Origin of the sequence: Vibrio gallaecicus, from assembly GCF_024347495.1 — a bacterium.
GTDB lineage: Bacteria > Pseudomonadota > Gammaproteobacteria > Enterobacterales > Vibrionaceae > Vibrio > Vibrio gallaecicus.
In genome coordinates this window covers 1,811,619-1,828,627 of the sequence record NZ_AP025490.1, presented here as the reverse complement: position 1 = coordinate 1,828,627, position 17,009 = coordinate 1,811,619, and the positions used below count along the sequence as shown (strand labels likewise).

16 protein-coding genes are annotated in these 17,009 nt (G+C 41.4%); 10 read left to right on the top strand and 6 right to left on the bottom strand.

The window, feature by feature from the left end:
• Nucleotides 1–57: 57 nt before the first annotated feature.
• Complete coding sequence (locus tag OCU78_RS07855) at nucleotides 58–732, bottom strand: SanA/YdcF family protein (RefSeq protein ID WP_137373293.1); 675 nt, start codon at nucleotides 730–732, stop codon at nucleotides 58–60.
• 333 nt (nucleotides 733–1,065) lie between these two features.
• Here OCU78_RS07855 and OCU78_RS07850 point away from each other — a divergent pair, with 333 nt between their 5' ends.
• From OCU78_RS07850 to OCU78_RS07815, 8 genes are all read left to right on the top strand, one after another.
• Nucleotides 1,066–1,224, top strand: coding sequence for a hypothetical protein (locus OCU78_RS07850; protein ID WP_167494022.1), 159 nt, complete (start codon nucleotides 1,066–1,068; stop codon nucleotides 1,222–1,224).
• Between the two features lie 203 nt (nucleotides 1,225–1,427).
• Nucleotides 1,428–1,751 (top strand): hypothetical protein, encoded by a 324-nt coding sequence (locus OCU78_RS07845; RefSeq protein ID WP_137373115.1) that lies wholly within the window; start codon nucleotides 1,428–1,430, stop codon nucleotides 1,749–1,751.
• A 397-nt stretch (nucleotides 1,752–2,148) separates the two neighbouring features.
• Entirely contained in the window at nucleotides 2,149–4,077 is a 1,929-nt protein-coding gene (thrS, locus tag OCU78_RS07840; protein WP_137373116.1) for a threonine--tRNA ligase, read from the top strand.
• Entirely contained in the window at nucleotides 4,074–4,631 is a 558-nt protein-coding gene (gene infC / locus OCU78_RS07835) for a translation initiation factor IF-3 (RefSeq protein ID WP_428807955.1), read from the top strand. The genes thrS and infC overlap by 4 nt, the downstream gene beginning before the upstream one ends.
• 109 nt (nucleotides 4,632–4,740) lie before the next feature.
• Nucleotides 4,741–4,935, top strand: a complete 195-nt coding sequence (gene rpmI, locus OCU78_RS07830) for a 50S ribosomal protein L35 (RefSeq protein WP_004738430.1) — start codon at nucleotides 4,741–4,743, stop codon at nucleotides 4,933–4,935.
• Nucleotides 4,936–4,977: 42 nt separating this feature from the next.
• Nucleotides 4,978–5,331, top strand: coding sequence for a 50S ribosomal protein L20 (rplT, locus tag OCU78_RS07825; protein ID WP_004733517.1), 354 nt, complete (start codon nucleotides 4,978–4,980; stop codon nucleotides 5,329–5,331).
• Nucleotides 5,332–5,508: 177 nt separating this feature from the next.
• Nucleotides 5,509–5,826, top strand: a complete 318-nt coding sequence (gene yqfB, locus OCU78_RS07820; protein WP_137373117.1) for a N(4)-acetylcytidine aminohydrolase — start codon at nucleotides 5,509–5,511, stop codon at nucleotides 5,824–5,826.
• A 7-nt stretch (nucleotides 5,827–5,833) separates the two neighbouring features.
• Entirely contained in the window at nucleotides 5,834–6,271 is a 438-nt protein-coding gene (locus OCU78_RS07815) for a hypothetical protein (RefSeq protein WP_137373294.1), read from the top strand.
• A gap of 90 nt (nucleotides 6,272–6,361) precedes the next feature.
• On the opposite strand, the gene OCU78_RS07810 is transcribed toward OCU78_RS07815, so the two are convergent.
• The 5 genes from OCU78_RS07810 to OCU78_RS07790 form a co-directional block, all read right to left on the bottom strand.
• Nucleotides 6,362–7,600 carry a leucine-rich repeat-containing protein kinase family protein gene (locus OCU78_RS07810; RefSeq protein ID WP_137373118.1) on the bottom strand — a complete coding sequence of 413 codons (1,239 nt, stop codon included), beginning with the start codon at nucleotides 7,598–7,600 and terminating at the stop codon, nucleotides 6,362–6,364.
• A 241-nt stretch (nucleotides 7,601–7,841) separates the two neighbouring features.
• Nucleotides 7,842–9,611: a sodium:solute symporter family protein gene (locus OCU78_RS07805; protein WP_137373119.1), complete on the bottom strand. Its 1,770-nt coding sequence runs from the start codon at nucleotides 9,609–9,611 to the stop codon at nucleotides 7,842–7,844.
• Nucleotides 9,612–10,268: 657 nt separating this feature from the next.
• The gene (locus OCU78_RS07800; RefSeq protein ID WP_137373120.1) at nucleotides 10,269–10,895 is read right to left on the bottom strand and encodes a bifunctional 4-hydroxy-2-oxoglutarate aldolase/2-dehydro-3-deoxy-phosphogluconate aldolase; all 627 of its coding nucleotides are present in this window, start codon (nucleotides 10,893–10,895) and stop codon (nucleotides 10,269–10,271) included.
• A gap of 71 nt (nucleotides 10,896–10,966) precedes the next feature.
• Nucleotides 10,967–11,899 (bottom strand): 2-dehydro-3-deoxygluconokinase, encoded by a 933-nt coding sequence (locus tag OCU78_RS07795; RefSeq protein ID WP_137373121.1) that lies wholly within the window; start codon nucleotides 11,897–11,899, stop codon nucleotides 10,967–10,969.
• Nucleotides 11,900–11,933: 34 nt separating this feature from the next.
• Nucleotides 11,934–12,269 carry a cupin domain-containing protein gene (locus tag OCU78_RS07790; RefSeq protein ID WP_137373122.1) on the bottom strand — a complete coding sequence of 112 codons (336 nt, stop codon included), beginning with the start codon at nucleotides 12,267–12,269 and terminating at the stop codon, nucleotides 11,934–11,936.
• A 329-nt stretch (nucleotides 12,270–12,598) separates the two neighbouring features.
• Between OCU78_RS07790 and OCU78_RS07785 the strand changes: the two genes are divergently transcribed.
• Together OCU78_RS07785 and OCU78_RS07780 are read left to right on the top strand one after the other, a co-directional pair.
• Nucleotides 12,599–14,797 carry a heparinase II/III domain-containing protein gene (locus OCU78_RS07785; protein WP_137373123.1) on the top strand — a complete coding sequence of 733 codons (2,199 nt, stop codon included), beginning with the start codon at nucleotides 12,599–12,601 and terminating at the stop codon, nucleotides 14,795–14,797.
• Nucleotides 14,798–14,799: 2 nt separating this feature from the next.
• Nucleotides 14,800–16,953, top strand: coding sequence for a heparinase II/III domain-containing protein (locus tag OCU78_RS07780; protein ID WP_137373124.1), 2,154 nt, complete (start codon nucleotides 14,800–14,802; stop codon nucleotides 16,951–16,953).
• Nucleotides 16,954–17,009: the final 56 nt, after the last annotated feature.

Genomic DNA, 17,009 nt, shown 5'->3' with positions numbered 1-17,009 from the left:
GTGTTTTAAATGGAAGATTAGAAAGTGTGAAGCGACAAATTTAAAATGTATAGAAATCTACACATCTACTTTTAAAGAAAGCTCAGAAGCGTGTGGTTTAGCTTGAATTGGTTCTTTAGGACCTAAGAATTTAGGCATTGTACCAATGATGTATAAGTCCAAAAATGCTTTGCTTCGTGCGAACACTTCTCTTAAACGGATAGTTATACCTGAATGCTTTGTTGGACCCGAGACAGCTAAACATTGTGCATTTATATCAAATGAGTGAGCAATAAAGAGGGCACGCTCACAATGAAATTTTTGAGTAATGATTAAAAAGTTATCCGTATCAAATATTTCTTTAGCTCTAACAATAGAGTCTAATGTCCTGAAGCCAGCATAATCTAAGTTTATACGATCTTCCGGTACACCGGCTTTTAATAAGTCGCGTTTCATTGTCCATGGTTCATTGTATGAACGGTGGGCGTTATCACCACTAAGTAAAAATTGTCGAATCTTATTTTGTTCAAATAAAGCGATAGCGGCATCAATGCGGTGGGAGTAATACTCATTGAGGGTTCGGCCTAAGTATTTACTAGTGCCTAATACTACCGCGACTTCTCGCTCAGGAACCGACTCGATAGACATGATAATGCGACCTTTAGCCTGCCAAGAAACCCAGAGATCAATAGCCGTAATAGTAAAAACCATGGTCAGTAGCAAAATACCAAACATCACAGAAAGCTCACGCATCTTTGAGCGTAGTCTTAATAGAAGATGAAAGCAGTTAGACTTAAATGATTTCAAGCTTTGAAAATCCCTGTCGAGTCGTCATGAAAAATATGAAGTGGCTATTATAAGAATCGAATTGTCGTTGTTAAAGGCCTAAATAACAGTTACATCCTTTTCTGAAGTAACTTTCAAGCTGCTGGGCTTTCTGGGCCTGTCGAGAATCCTAACGCTAAATCTTCAGCATTGGTGGGTTAGGGCGCTACCGCTTTGGTCGCTGATGACTACTGTTAAGCAGCACAAGAAACCTTTGGCGATGACGACGAACTGTTTGATGCTGAGACTGAACTGAAACGTATGTTAAGTCGTTTATTTGGTAAAGAAAACGCTCGCCGTCGTTCTTTGTTAATGAATGCTTATTACACGGCATTTAGAATTAAAGACCGAACACTAATAAATCTGTTTATCTATGGAACGAAAGTCAACCCTGAATATATGGGGAATATGGTGATCTAGATGTTAAATTTGGGGCGCGTGAAGAAGCTCATACTCTAAAATATGAGTCTTATGGTGTATTTTTTGCCGTTGGTTATTTAACATCAGGAGAGTTTGCAACTCTTAACAATACTTTTGAATAGGCAGCTCAAGATTACGGGGTTTAGAGACTTCTCATCCAGTGGCGGGAACTGATTCTTGGAATCCATATTAAGGATGGTTTAATGAAAAAACTAATTTTAATTTTGTTAACTTGTAATCTATTTGGTTGCTATGATCGTGGATATGGACCATCCATTGTAAATAGTTCAAGTAGTGAAAAAACAGTAATTATTAATTATGAAAGTAAAGAGAGTTTAAAGAGAACACTTAAAAAGTGTGGGGGAATATTAAGTGGAAGAGAGTTTGACCCTGTAGAATCCATTATAGTGGACGGGCTTACTTATGACACAAGCTCTCTTGATAAGAAAAGTGATCAAACTATTATAGTTCAAATATTTGATGAGACAGTCTTATTCCTTAATTCAAACAGGTGTTTAGCACCATAAGTATTACTACAAAGATTTACGGTGTGTACCGCCAATACTACTGAATTTTTGTTATTGGATTTAAACTGAGCACATAGAATATGTTCTAGTGCTCATAAATAGCTTACCTGCTTCCTCTTTAATGCTAGTTTATTGAGTAGATGAATCTGTAACCTACATTTATACATGCTACTGAAAGGTGGCACTCTTCCTCTGCCTAGTGCTTATTACATTATTGTCATTTCATGTTAATTCGTTACAATGCCCATGGAATAAATGAGGGTGCATCTGTATTTGTACCTGAATTTGTACCAATTCTTACATATATCCCCATTAGGTTATCTAACCTTTTGAATTAAATATATTAAATAATTTTCATGTGTTGCTTGGTGTGCAACACCACTGTAAAGGACAAATAATGCCAATTATTACTCTTCCTGACGGCAGTCAGCGTCAATTTGACAACCCTGTATCAACTCTAGATGTTGCCCTATCAATCGGTCCTGGCCTTGCGAAAGCAACCATTGCTGGTCGTGTAGACGGTGAGCGCGTTGATGCTTGTGATCTTATCGAAAACGATGCAAGCCTTGAAATCATCACAGCAAAAGATGAAGTTGATGGTCTTGAGATCGTTCGTCACTCTTGTGCTCACCTTTTAGGTCACGCGATTAAGCAGCTTTTTCCAGAAGCGAAAATGGCGATCGGTCCTACCATCGATAACGGTTTCTACTACGATATCGATCTTGAGCACTCTCTAACGCAAGAAGATCTAGAAAAGATTGAAAAGCGTATGAAAGAGCTAGCGAAGACCAAGTATCAGGTTGTTAAGAAGAAAGTTAGCTGGCAGGAAGCGCGTGACGCATTCGAAGCTCGCGGCGAGACTTACAAAATCGAAATCTTGGATGAGAACGTTTCTAAAGACGACCGTCCAGGTTTGTACCATCATGAAGAATACATCGATATGTGTCGTGGTCCACACGTTCCACATATGGGTTTCTGCCAACACTTCACTCTACTTAACGTAGCGGGTGCTTACTGGCGTGGTAACAGTGACAATAAGATGCTTCAACGTATCTACGGTACTGCATTCCACGATAAGAAAGCGCTTAAAGCTCACTTAGTGCGTTTAGAAGAAGCAGCTAAGCGTGATCACCGTAAAATCGGTAAGCACTTAGATTTATTCCACATGCAACAAGAAGCTCCGGGCATGGTGTTCTGGCACCATAATGGTTGGACTATCTTCCGTGAGTTAGAAGTATTTATTCGTCAGAAACTGACTGAGTACGATTACCAAGAAGTAAAAGGTCCATTAATGATGGACCGTGTTCTTTGGGAACGCTCTGGTCACTGGGATAAGTATGCGGAAGCAATGTTCACAACTTCTTCAGAGAACCGTGAATACGCTATCAAACCGATGAACTGTCCAGGTCACGTTCAGATCTTTAACCAAGGTCTGAAATCGTACCGTGATCTACCGCTACGTATGGCTGAGTTCGGCTCATGTCACCGTAACGAGCCGTCTGGCGCACTTCACGGCATTATGCGTGTTCGTGGTTTTACTCAAGATGATGCTCACGTATTCTGTACTGAAGACCAAGTTCAACAAGAAGTGAAAGCTTGTATTGAAATGGTTTACGATACTTACACAACTTTTGGTTTCGAAAACATTGTTGTTAAGCTATCTACTCGTCCAGAACAACGTGTAGGTTCAGACGAAATGTGGGACCGTGCAGAGGCTGATCTTAAGCAAGCGCTTGAGGCGATGGAAATTGCATACGAGATTCAAGAAGGTGAGGGTGCGTTCTACGGACCTAAGATTGAATTTACTTTGCATGATTGTTTGGACCGCGCATGGCAATGTGGTACAGTGCAGCTCGATTTTGCATTACCAGAGCGTTTAGGTGCAACTTACGTAGGTGAAGATAACGAGCGTCACACGCCAGTTATGATTCACCGCGCGATTTTAGGTTCACTAGAGCGTTTCATCGGTATTCTTATTGAAGAATATGCTGGCTTCTTCCCAACGTGGTTGGCGCCAGAACAAGCAGTTGTGATGGGCATTACAGACAAACAGTCTGAATATGTACAAGAAATTACGAAAAAACTGCAAAAAAGTGGATTTAGAGTCAAAGCAGACTTGAGAAATGAGAAGATTGGCTTTAAAATCCGCGAACATACTTTGAAACGTGTACCGTTCATGCTTGTGTGTGGTGACCAAGAAATGGAAGCCGGCGAAATTGCAGTACGTACACGTAAAGGTAAAGACCTTGGCAAATTTAAAGTGGATGACTTTATTTCATACATCCAAGCCGAGGTTTCAAGCCGTAAGCTCAATCTGGAGGAATAGCTATTAAAGGCGGAAGACGTGGCCAACAACCGGCCAAACAAAACCAGCACCGTTTAAACGGTGACATTCGTGGCGTTCGTGAAGTACGTCTAACTGGCGCTGACGGCGAAGCTGTTGGTGTGGTTTCAATTGCGGAAGCACTTGAAGCAGCTAATGAAGCTGGTATGGATCTCGTAGAGATCAGCCCTAACGCCGAGCCGCCAGTTTGTCGTGTGATGGACTACGGTAAGTTCCTCTTCGAGAAGAGCAAAGCTGCGAAAGAGCAGAAAAAGAAGCAAAAACAGGTTCAGATTAAGGAAATAAAATTCCGTCCTGGAACTGATATTGGAGACTATCAGGTAAAACTACGCAACCTGACAGGTTTCCTAGAAGACGGCAACAAAGTGAAGGTAACAATTCGCTTCCGTGGCCGCGAAATGGCCCACCAGAGCATCGGTGTTGACGTTCTTAATCGTTTGAAAGCGGATACTGAAGAATTTGCAGTAGTCGAATCTTTCCCAACGAGAATTGAAGGTCGCCAGATGATTATGGTATTGGCGCCGAAGAAGAAGTAATTAAAGGCTTCACAAGTAATAATAGCGCCACTGCTGTTTTACAGCGGTGGCGTTTTATTCGCCCTGATTACTATGTTATTAACAACTCAACAATGCGGAGTTATTCATCATGCCTAAGATGAAAACCAACAAAGGTGCTGCTAAGCGTTTCCAGAAAACTGCTGGTGGTATTAAGTTTAAGCACGCTGGTAAACGTCACATCCTGACTAAGCGTACTACTAAGAACAAGCGTCAGCTACGTCCGAACTCGATCCTTCCTAAATGTGAAGTTGCTCAAGTTCTACGTATGATGCCATACGCTTAATTCTTTTTAGTTTATAAATTCGTTTAGTTTAGGAGAAGCATAATGCCTCGCGTAAAACGTGGTGTACAAGCTCGTGCACGTCATAAGAAAGTTCTAAAACAAGCTAAAGGTTACTACGGAGCACGTTCACGTGTTTACCGCGTAGCTTTCCAAGCAGTTACCAAAGCTGGTCAATACGCTTACCGTGACCGTCGCAACAAGAAACGTCAATTCCGTCAACTTTGGATTGCACGTATCAATGCGGCATCTCGTCAAAATGGTCTATCTTACAGCCGTTTCATCAACGGTCTTAAGAAAGCATCTATCGAGATCGATCGTAAGATTCTTGCTGACATCGCAGTATTCGACAAAGCAGCATTTGCTGTTCTAGTTGAAAAAGCGAAAGCTTCTCTTTAATTAGAGACTCTCTTTGAGAGCAATGCTTACAAGGTATAAGTGAAAGGAGAGCTTCGGCTCTCCTTTTTTGTTTTCCCTATCCTTCCGCTTTGATGATGACTTGTAGTCACATTATCTTTCTACTTCTCAAATATCTGTTAATCTTCAATAAACACAATTATTGAATGGTTAGTACCAATGACAGTTCCAACTACGATGACGTTCTTTGAACGTTTTGAAAAAGATATCCTTTCTGGTGTAAAAACAATCACTATCCGTGATGAATCTGAAAATAACTACGCACCAGGCTCTACAGTGAAGGTGTCTACACTTGAAAGTGGACGTGAATTTTGTTCGTTAAGGATTGTAAGTGTTGAGCCTGTCTTATTTAGTGAGTTGAATGACTTTCACGCACAGCAAGAAAACATGACGTTAGAGGAGCTAAAGTCTGTGATTCAAGATATTTATCCAGGCATTAGTGAGTTGTATGTCGTGTCATATGAGATGGTGTTGTAGTCAAATGATGAGTACATCACTGACAACTCATAGGCAGCTTTATCTCCGAGAACAGGGCGAACAATCGTTAATTGAGCTAAGTGATTTAGAAAGCGCTTCTATTGAATTAGCGAAGTTTGACTTGTGGCTTAAGTCAAAACGAAAACTTACTTTCAGTAATATAGAAGGCAGAACGTGGGTTAAAACCTGTACTGGTGGGTATATTACCGAATTAACATTTTTTGAAGATGGAAGCTTAGTTGAAAATAGGCTGTTTGATCGTTTTGAAACTAAAGGTCATTGGAGTTTAGCTGAAGGGTTATTAAAGGTGACGATTTTCAAAGGCAATAATCACTACAATTTTACTGTGGTGGGGAATCTGGAACTTAACATCCATTCTGCTATAGAGTATAAAAATGACGAGCTTCACTCATACCTTAAATTGATGCAGATAGAGCAATCATAATTGGGTTATCAATGAACGATATAAAAAAGCTAACAAATCATTGTTAGCTTTTTGTTTCTATCATAAGTTGGAACGTTCGAGCTTTCTTGGCTAGTGCGTAAGCTTTTTCAACGTAGCGTATTTCGCACTCTTTATATCTTCAATACTACAAATACTAAGTAAATCATCAATGAAGTATTTCAACGCACGAGCTTCAATTTGCTGAATCTTTTCTTGTTGAGCTTGTTCTAAATATCCGTAGATTGAAGCGGCTCCGAAATCCCCAAAGATCATATCATTTTGTTTATTCACTAAAACATTGTGTGCGTATAAGTCACCATGGCAGACTTTGTTTGTATGTAAATGTTCAAAAACGTCAATCATTTGCTGAACAATAAGATCAATTTGCTCAATCGTAAGAGTAAAGCCATCTTTAAAGGTATCTCTAGTACAACTAGCAAGGCTTGGTGGCAGCCCAAGGTTAAAATAGTTATCAGGAATAAGTTCCATCACTAGAGCTAGATAGTTGTCTTCACTCACCTGAGCTATTGATTTGATTAGGCTAGGGTGTTGACCAGCTTGTAAGCAAGCTTCTAATTCATCTTGAGGATAACCATCACTTGTAACTTCACCTTTAAATACTTTAACCGCAACTTCTTTTGGAAAAGGAAATTGGCTGTTCTCCCAAGTAGCATGAGATATTACCCCTGACGCACCTTGGCCTAATACATGGTTTAAAGTGTAACTATTAGAAGGTACTTTTGGGATGCTGGCATCATCAACTTCGTGTTGACAGAAAGGGTTACCTGAGAATGCCAGCCAAGCCAATTTAGGTAATGAAAGTAATAACTCTGGAAAAGCGGTTAATTGGTTTGCAGATAAACGCAGTAGCTCAAGATTATGAAGAGCACTCATAGAGCTAGGCAGCTCTTGAATTTGGTTTCCAGCTAATGCTAGTTTCTGCAGACGCGGTCTTTGACCAAGAGAGTTCGGTAAAATTTCAATTTCATTGTCAGTTAAAATCAACCAGCGTAATTTTTGAGGAAGAGAAGCCTCACTGACATATTTGATCTTATTACTTTTGAAACCAACCATCTCAAGAACTGGAAGTTGACCAAGAACATCTGGCAAATGGGTGAATTGATTACTGGAAGCGAAAAGGATGCGAAGGTGAGTTAATTGTGCAAGCTCGTTGGGTAGGTCATTCAGCTGGTTGTTAGACAAATCCAGAATTTCTAGAGTATCTGATAATTCGAGTATCTCCATCGGAAATTCGGTCAATTCTTCTGACAGTGCGAGTCGAGTAATTCCTTTGAGCTGACCTGAACGAAGCTGTTCTAATGTTTGCAAACCTAAACCTTCTACATTGAATTATTGTGCGGGTAGTTTACTGATCTGAGAGTTCAAATGCGAGGGATAGTCTAATTAGATTCGCTCTTTGAATGCAAGTGATGCTGTAACTTATGGGTAGTATAAAAAAGCCCATATTATGCAAGATAATATGGGCTAATTATTATTTTAGAAAATCTAAGTTAACCTTTATACAGTCAATTTACTGAGCTGTTACTTGGTTACTTAAATAGTTGCTTAGCTATTTAGCTGTTGCTTGGTTATTTGGTTGTTTTGAAGAACCTTTTGCAGCATTTACTAGCAAGATACCTACGGTTAGCACCATCGAACCACACAATAGGAACAATAATCGTCCTGTTGGTTCATTTGGAATCAGAGCCATTGCTAGGATACCGAAACCTGCTGTGCTGATTAGTTTACCTAGCATTGAACGTTGTTTAGTATCTAGATTTTGTTGCTCTTCGCCTTCAGCTATAAGCGGCGTGTTCCAGTTAGTGAATAGTTGATCAACTTCTTTTTCACGCTCTGGCGTTAAGCCTTTGTAGAAGCGAGATGTCAGGATGAAGTAACCACCAGTGAACACTACGTGAGCTGCTAAGCTTAGACCAACTTTCAAGTCACTCCATTCACGTCCAGTTAATGCTGTTTCTAGACCAAATAGGTTTTCAATGTCTTCTGCTTGAAGCGAGATACCAAAGATGTAAGAAACCACACCACCAACGACTAGTGTTGACCAACCAGCCCAGTCTGGGGTTTTACGAATCCACATACCTAGTAGCACAGGTATAAGCATTGGGAAGCCAATCAACGCGCCTACGTTCATTACTATATCGAACAAACTTAAGTGACGAAGAGAGTTAATGAATAGACCAATCGCGATGATGATAACACCCATCATGATAGTCGTTAGTTTACTTACAATAACCAGCTCTTTCTGAGTCGCGTTTTGGCGTAGAATCGGGCTGTAGAAGTTCATAACAAAGATACCAGCGTTACGGTTCAAGCCTGAATCCATAGAAGACATCGTTGCAGCGAACATTGCTGACATAAGAAGACCAACCATACCTGCTGGCATTACGTTCTGCACGAATGCTAGGTAAGCAGCATCACCGGCTTTGTCGCCCATTGATGTGTATTGCTCAGCGAACTCAGGCATGAATGCACTTACGTACCAAGGTGGTAAGAACCAAATTAGTGGGCCAACAACCATAAGAATACATGCTAGACCTGCCGCTTTACGTGCGTTTTCACTGTCTTTTGCACATAGGTAACGGTAAGCGTTAATGCTGTTGTTCATTACACCGAACTGCTTCACGAAGATGAATACCACCCAAAGGATGAAGATGCTCATGTAGTTTAGGTTGTTACCTAACATGAAGTCGCCGTCGAAGTTGGCAACAATGTTAGTTAAGCCTCCACCGTGGAAGTAAGCTGCAACCGCACAAGTAATGGTTACCGCCATGATTACAAGCATTTGCATGAAGTCAGAAGCAACAACTGCCCAAGATCCACCTGTTACTGCCATCAACACGAGAACCATACCCGTTACCACAATGGTTGCTTCCATTGGGATGTTGAATACTGCGGCTACAAAGATAGCGAGACCATTTAGCCAGATACCAGCTGAGATAAGGCTGTCAGGCATACCTGCCCATGTGAAGAACTGTTCAGACGTTTTACCAAAGCGCTGACGAATTGCTTCGATAGCCGTTACCACACGAAGTTGGCGGAACTTAGGAGCGAAGTACATATAGTTCATGAAGTAGCCAAATGCATTGGCTAAGAATAGGATTACAATAACGAAACCGTCATTGAATGCGCGTCCTGCGGCTCCTGTAAACGTCCATGCTGAAAACTGTGTCATGAAGGCAGTTGCACCAACCATCCACCATAACATTTTGCCTCCCCCTCTAAAGTAATCACTTGTAGATGTGGTGAACTTACGGAACATCCAACCAATCGCGATTAAAAAGAAGAAGTAGGCAAGAACAACGAAAGTATCAATAGTCATTTTTTTCAGCCTTTAAAGTTTGATAAGTAACTGACACTAAGAATACTCCTTCTTATGATTTATTTGTACTACAATATGTCTTTATCGTGATCTGATTCTCATGTTTATATGGCTTTTAAAACATTGTAATTGTTTGTATTTCTGAATTTTTCTTATGAAACAAGCTGTTACTGAAAGTGTGTGGTTTAGTGTTTGTAATTAAGTTTAATATCTATAGTAATACAAATAAAATTAAAAGTTTGTATGTGTAAAACTTGTTTAATGAACAGATATCTTAATAGTAACAAAGTGGAAACGTAAGCGATTGAGTCACTGTCACTATAATCCCCTTGTTCATAGCCATTCACCTGAATAACCAGCTTGCGGTATTATAGTGCTATTTTGGGGCTAGGATGTCACTGAGCGGTTATTGTAAATGGTCCATCGCACTATGCTGTGTTTTCTCATCAGTCATGAGTAAATAGTCACAGCATCTTTTGATTACTTGGAGTGGTTCAGTATTGCTTGGTATCGATTAGTTTTGCTCGTGAGGGATCAATCCAGTGGTGAAACTGGTAATAATAGTGAACAAAATGATGAAAAACTGTATCGGAGAAATAAAAAAGCCCCAGCTTGTTACAAACATAGGGCTTAGAAAGCAGAGCTCTGTATTAATGATTAGCGATTAACGTGAGAAACTGCATCTTTCACTAGAGCGCCAAGCTCGTCCCATTTACCCTCATCAATCAGGTTAGTTGGAACCATCCAAGTGCCGCCACACGCAAGTACTGAAGGGATAGATAGATATTCATCTACATTTTTCAAGCTCACGCCGCCAGTAGGCATAAATTTAACAGGATAAACCGCAGTTAGCGCTTTAAGCATGCCTGTACCGCCAGAAGGTTCCGCAGGGAAGAATTTCAACGTGCGAAGACCCATTTCCATTGCTTGCTCAACTAAGCTTGGGTTGTTAACTCCTGGTACGATGGCAACACCTTTGTCAATACAGTATTGAACAGTACGTGGGTTAAAACCTGGGCTTACGATGAAATCAACACCAGCTTCGATAGATGCGTCAACTTGCTCGTTAGTCAGTACAGTCCCTGAACCAATGAGCATGTCTGGAAATTCTTTACGCATGATACGAATCGCTTCGATTGCACATTCAGTACGTAGAGTGATTTCTGCACATGGCATGCCATTTTCAACTAACGCTTTACCCAGAGGGATTGCATCTTCAGCACGGTTAATTGCGATTACAGGGATAACTTTCAGGTTTGCTAATTGTTCATTTAATGTAGTCATGAATTCTTTCTCACGTTAAATTTGGGCTTGCTTTTAGCTAAGCAAACCCTTGATTAATATAAAGTACGTAATTATAGGGATAGATGTGGCGTCGCTTCTAGAGGAATGATAGCACCTTGATGCTGGATCACGGTTCCGGCCACAATATGCCCCGCGAATGCTGCATCACGTGCATTACCACCAGATAAACGTTTTGCTAAGAAACCAGCGCTGAATGAATCACCAGCAGCAGTAGTATCTACAATATTATCTACAGGGTTTGGAGCAACATATTGAGCGTTTTGATCTTCAACGACTAAACAGTCTTTAGCACCACGTTTAATGATGATCTCTTTAACACCTGCTTCAGATGTTCTTGCAATACATTCTTCAATGCTTTCATCGCCGTAAAGCTCTTGCTCATCATCAAATGTCAATAAAGCAGTATCGGTAAACTTGAGCATTTTCAAGTACCAAGAAATGGCATCTTGCTGACATTCCCAAAGTTTCGGTCGGTAGTTATTGTCGAAGAATACTTGACCGCCTTGAGCTTTGAATTTGTCTAAGAATTTAAATAGCTGAGTTCGACCATTTTCAGTCAAAATAGCAAGTGTAATACCACTTAGATAAACCGCATCAAAAGAGAATAGCTTATCAAGTAGAGCAGGGGTGTCTGGTTGATCAAACATGAATTTCGCGGCAGCGTCACTACGCCAGTAATGGAAGCTGCGTTCACCAGTTTCATCGGTCTCGATGTAGTAAAGCCCTGGTTGTTTATGATCAAGCTGAGCCACCAAGCTCGTGTCGATACCTTCTGCTTGCCACTTTTCCAGCATATCAATACTGAAAGGATCAGTACCTAACGCTGTCACATAGCTGGTTTTAATGCTTTGTTCTTTAGTTAAGCGTGATAGGTAAAGTGCAGTATTTAATGTATCACCACCAAAACTTTGCTTAAGCCCATCTTGTTTCTTTTGTAGCTCAACCATGCACTCGCCAATGACCGCGATGTTTAATGATTTCATATGCTTACCTTAGCAACTGAGGTTGCGCTATTGATTATTTAAGGAAATCTTCACGAGCTGGGTTAAAGATATCAAGAAGGATGCTGTCTTGCTCTAATGCAACGGCACCGTGCATCATGTGTTTACGAGCAAAGTAAGCATCGCCTTCTTTTAGTACTCGTTTTTCTCCTTCAATCTCAGCCTCAAAACTGCCACGTACAACGTAACCAATTTGGTCATGAATTTCGTGAGTGTGAGGATGTCCAATAGCGCCTTTATCAAAACATAGGTGAACAGCCATTAAATCATCAGTGTAAGCAACGATTTTACGCTTAATACCACCGCCTAACTCTTCCCAAGGGTTTTCGTTCAACATAAAGAAAGCATTCATTGTGATTCTCCTAAACTGTTTAATTCTTTTTCATAAAACTCAAGTTACGAACATAATAGTGCAATACGCTTATTTGTAATACAATATATCTAAATTTATGTGATAACGATCAAATGTAAATTATTGGATTTTAATAATATCAATGACTTAAGATTGAATTGGGACTTTTGTTTCACTTTGGCTATCAATTACTTATAAGGTTTTATGTGATTATGGTCATCATTTTAAGATGAATATGTATGACTAAAGCTCATATTGTATTACTTTATTGGAGGTTTATGAATCAAATCTAAGTTTAAGCAAACTCTTTATTGAGGGTGAAAAAAAATATGACTACACAACCAGTATTGTTGACAGAAGCAGAAATTGAAGCGCTTCATTTAGAAGTCGGTCGCTCTAGCTTAATGGGTAAGACCATTGCCTCGAACGCAAAAGATTTAGCAGCATTTATGCGCTTACCAATTGATGTGCCTGGTCATGGAGAGGCGGGTGGTTACGAACATAATCGACATAAGCAAAACTATACTTACATGAACTTAGCCGGTCGTATGTTCTTGATCACTAAAGAGAAAAAGTACGCTGATTTTGTAACAGAACTACTAGAAGTGTACGCAGATAAATACCTAACGTTTGATTACCACGTACAGAAAAACACCAATCCGACTGGTCGTTTGTTTCACCAAATTCTGAATGAACACTGCTGGTTAATGTTCAGCAGCTTAGCTTACTCGTGTGTTAAATCTAAGCTTACTCAAGCGCAACGTGACAACATTGAATCTCGAATTTTCGAGCCAATGCTAGAAATGTTCACAGTTAAATACGCACACGATTTCGATCGCATTCACAATCACGGTATTTGGGCTGTAGCCGCTGTGGGTATCTGTGGTCTTGCTCTAGGTAAGCCTGAATACCTTGAAATGTCAGTATATGGTATTGACCGCAATGACACGGGCGGCTTCCTAGCGCAAATTTCTCAACTGTTTGCACCTTCTGGTTACTACATGGAAGGTCCTTACTACCACCGTTACGCAATTCGCCCAACCTGTGTATTTGCTGAAGTGATTCATCGTCATATGCCTGAAGTGGATATCTACAACTATAAAGGCGGTGTGATTGGTAACACAGTACAAGCAATGCTTGCGACAGCGTACCCGAACGGCGAATTCCCTGCTTTGAACGATGCATCTCGTACTATGGGCATCACCGATATGGGTGTTCAGGTTGCAGTCAGTGTTTACAGCAAACATTACTCTTCAGCTGAAGGTGTTGACCAAAACATTCTTGGTATGGCGAAGATTCAAGACGCGGTTTGGATGCACCCATGTGGTCTTGAACTTTCTAAAGCATACGAAGCCGCATCTGCTGAAAAAGAAATCGGCATGCCTTTCTGGCCAAGTGTCGAACTGAATGAAGGTCCTGAAGGTCATAACGGTGCACAAGGTTTTATCCGTATGCAGGATAAGAAAGGTGATGTTTCTCAACTTGTGATGAACTACGGTCAACACGGTATGGGGCACGGAAACTTTGATACTCTCGGTATTTCTTTCTTCAACCGCGGTCAAGAAGTGTTACGTGAATACGGTTTCTGTCGCTGGGTAAATGTTGAGCCTAAATTCGGAGGTCGTTACTTAGATGAAAACAAATCTTACGCTCGTCAAACAATTGCTCACAACGCAGTAACGATTGATGAAAAATGTCAGAACAACTTTGACGTTGAGCGTGCAGATTCAGTACACGGTTTACCTCACTTCTTTAAAGTAGAAGACGAGAAAATTAACGGTATGAGTGCATTTGCTAACGATCACTACCAAGGTTTTGACATGCAACGCAGCGTGTTCATGCTAAATCTTGAAGAGCTAGAATCTCCGCTATTGTTAGACCTATATCGCTTAGACTCTTCAAAAGGCGGAGAAGGCGAGCATCAATTCGATTACTCTCATCAATATGAAGGTCAAATTGTTCGCACTAACTTCGAATACCAAGCGAACAAAGAGTTAAACACGCTAGGTGACGATTTCGGTTACCAACATCTATGGAACGTAGCAAGTGGGGAAGTGAAGGGGACAGCACTTGTGAGCTGGCTACAAAACAACACTTATTACACATGGCTGGGCGCTACGTCTAACGACAATGCTGAAGTAATCTTTACTCGCACTGGCGCCAACGATCCAAGCTTCAACCTACGTTCAGAGCCTGCATTCATTATACGTAGCAAAGGTGAAACAACACTGTTTGCTTCTGCTCTCGAAACGCACGGTTACTTCAACGAAGAGTTCGAGCAATCTGTAAGTGCCCGTGGTGTTGTGAAAGACATCAAAGTAGTGGCTCACACGAATATCGGTTCAGTAGTAGAGATTACGATAGAGAAATCAAACGTGACAGTGATGATCAGCAACCAACTTGGCGCGACTGACAGCACTGAACACAAAGTAGAACTGAACGGCAAAGTATACAGCTGGACGGGCTTCTACTCAGTAGAAACAATTTTAAACCCAGAATTAGCAAGCACAGCAGAGCAGGGGAAATAATAATGAGCTATCAACCACTTTTACTTAACTTTGAGGAAGCAGCAGAGCTTCGTAAAGAACTTGGCAAGGATAGCCTATTAGGTAACGCACTGACTCGTGATATTAAACAAACTGACCTTTACATGACTGAAGTTGGTATTGAAGTACCTGGTCACGGTGAAGGCGGCGGCTACGAACATAACCGTCACAAGCAAAACTATATCCACATGGATCTAGCGGGTCGTTTGTTCTTAATTACAGAAGAAACAAAGTACCGTGATTACATCGTTGATATGCTAACTGCGTACGCAACGGTATACCCAACATTGGAAAGCAACGTAAGCCGTGACTCTAACCCTCCGGGTAAGCTGTTCCACCAAACGTTGAACGAGAATATGTGGATGCTTTACGCTTCATGCGCGTATAGCTGCATTTACCACACTATCTCTGAAGAACAAAAACGTCTTATCGAAGACGATCTTCTTAAGCAAATGATCGAAATGTTCGTTGTGACCTACGCTCACGACTTCGATATCGTACACAACCACGGTCTATGGGCTGTGGCAGCAGTAGGTATCTGTGGTTACGCGATCAACGATCAAGAGTCAGTAGACAAAGCGCTTTACGGCCTGAAACTAGACAAAGTAAGCGGCGGTTTCTTAGCGCAACTTGACCAACTGTTCTCGCCAGACGGCTACTACATGGAAGGTCCTTACTACCACCGTTTCTCTCTACGTCCAATCTACCTGTTCGCAGAAGCAATTGAACGTCGTCAGCCTGATCTTGGTATCTACGAATTTAACGATTCAGTGATCAAAACAACGTCTTACGCGGTATTTAAAACTGCATTTCCAGACGGTACATTGCCAGCACTTAACGATTCATCGAAGACGATTTCTATTAACGATGAAGGCGTTATTATGGCAACGTCTGTGTGTTACCACCGTTACGAGCAGACTGAAACGTTACTTGGTATGGCTAATCACCAGCAAGATGTTTGGGTTCACGCTTCTGGTAAAATACTGTCTGACGCTGTTGATGCTGCAGACGACATCAAAGCATTTAACTGGGGTAGTTTGTTTGTAACTGACGGACCTGAAGGCGAAAAAGGCGGCGTAAGCATCCTTCGTCACCGTGATGAGCAAGACGACGACACGATGGCGTTGATCTGGTTTGGTCAACATGGCAGCGATCACCAGTACCACTCTGCGCTAGACCACGGTCACTACGATGGTCTGCACTTAAGTGTATTCAACCGTGGTCACGAAGTACTGCACGATTACGGCTTCGGTCGTTGGGTAAACGTTGAGCCTAAGTTTGGCGGTCGTTACATCCCAGAGAATAAGTCTTACTGTAAGCAAACTGTTTCTCACAACACAGTAACGGTTGATCAAAAAACGCAGAACAACTTCGATACGGCATTGGCTGAATCTAAGTTTGGTCAGAAGCACTTCTTCGTAGCAGATGACCAGTCTCTACAAGGTATGAGTGGGACGATTTCTGAGTACTACACTGGCGTAGACATGCAACGTAGTGTGATTCTTGCTGAGCTTTCTGAGTTCGAGAAGCCTCTAGTGATCGATGTATACCGCATTGAAGCTGACGCTGAGCACCAGTACGACCTGCCAGTTCACCACTCAGGTCAGATCATCCGTACTGATTTCGATTACAACATCGAAACTACGCTTAAGCCATTAGGTGAAGACAACGGCTACCAACACCTATGGAACGTTGCTTCAGGTAAAGTAAACGAAGAAGGTTCTCTAGTGAGCTGGCTACATGACAGCAGCTACTACAGCCTAGTAACAAGCGCGAATGCGGGCAGTGAAGTGATTTTTGCTCGTACTGGTGCTAATGATCCAGACTTCAACCTTAAGAGTGAGCCTGCGCTTATCTTACGTCAGTCTGGTCAAAACCACGTGTTTGCTTCCGTACTAGAAACACATGGTTACTTTAACGAGTCTATCGAAGCCTCTGTAGGCGCTCGTGGTCTAGTTAAATCAGTATCTGTTGTGGGCCATAACAGTGTCGGGACTGTTGTTCGCATTCAGACTACTTCGGGCAACACTTACCACTACGGTATTTCAAACCAAGCTGAAGACGCGCAGCAAGCAACTCATACCGTTGAGTTTGCAGGAGAGACATACACATGGAATGGTGCCTTCTCATTGTTGTAATGCCATAGCTGCCTAGTTGGTTCTGGTTAGCGTGCCAGAATTGATATGCTCTGAAA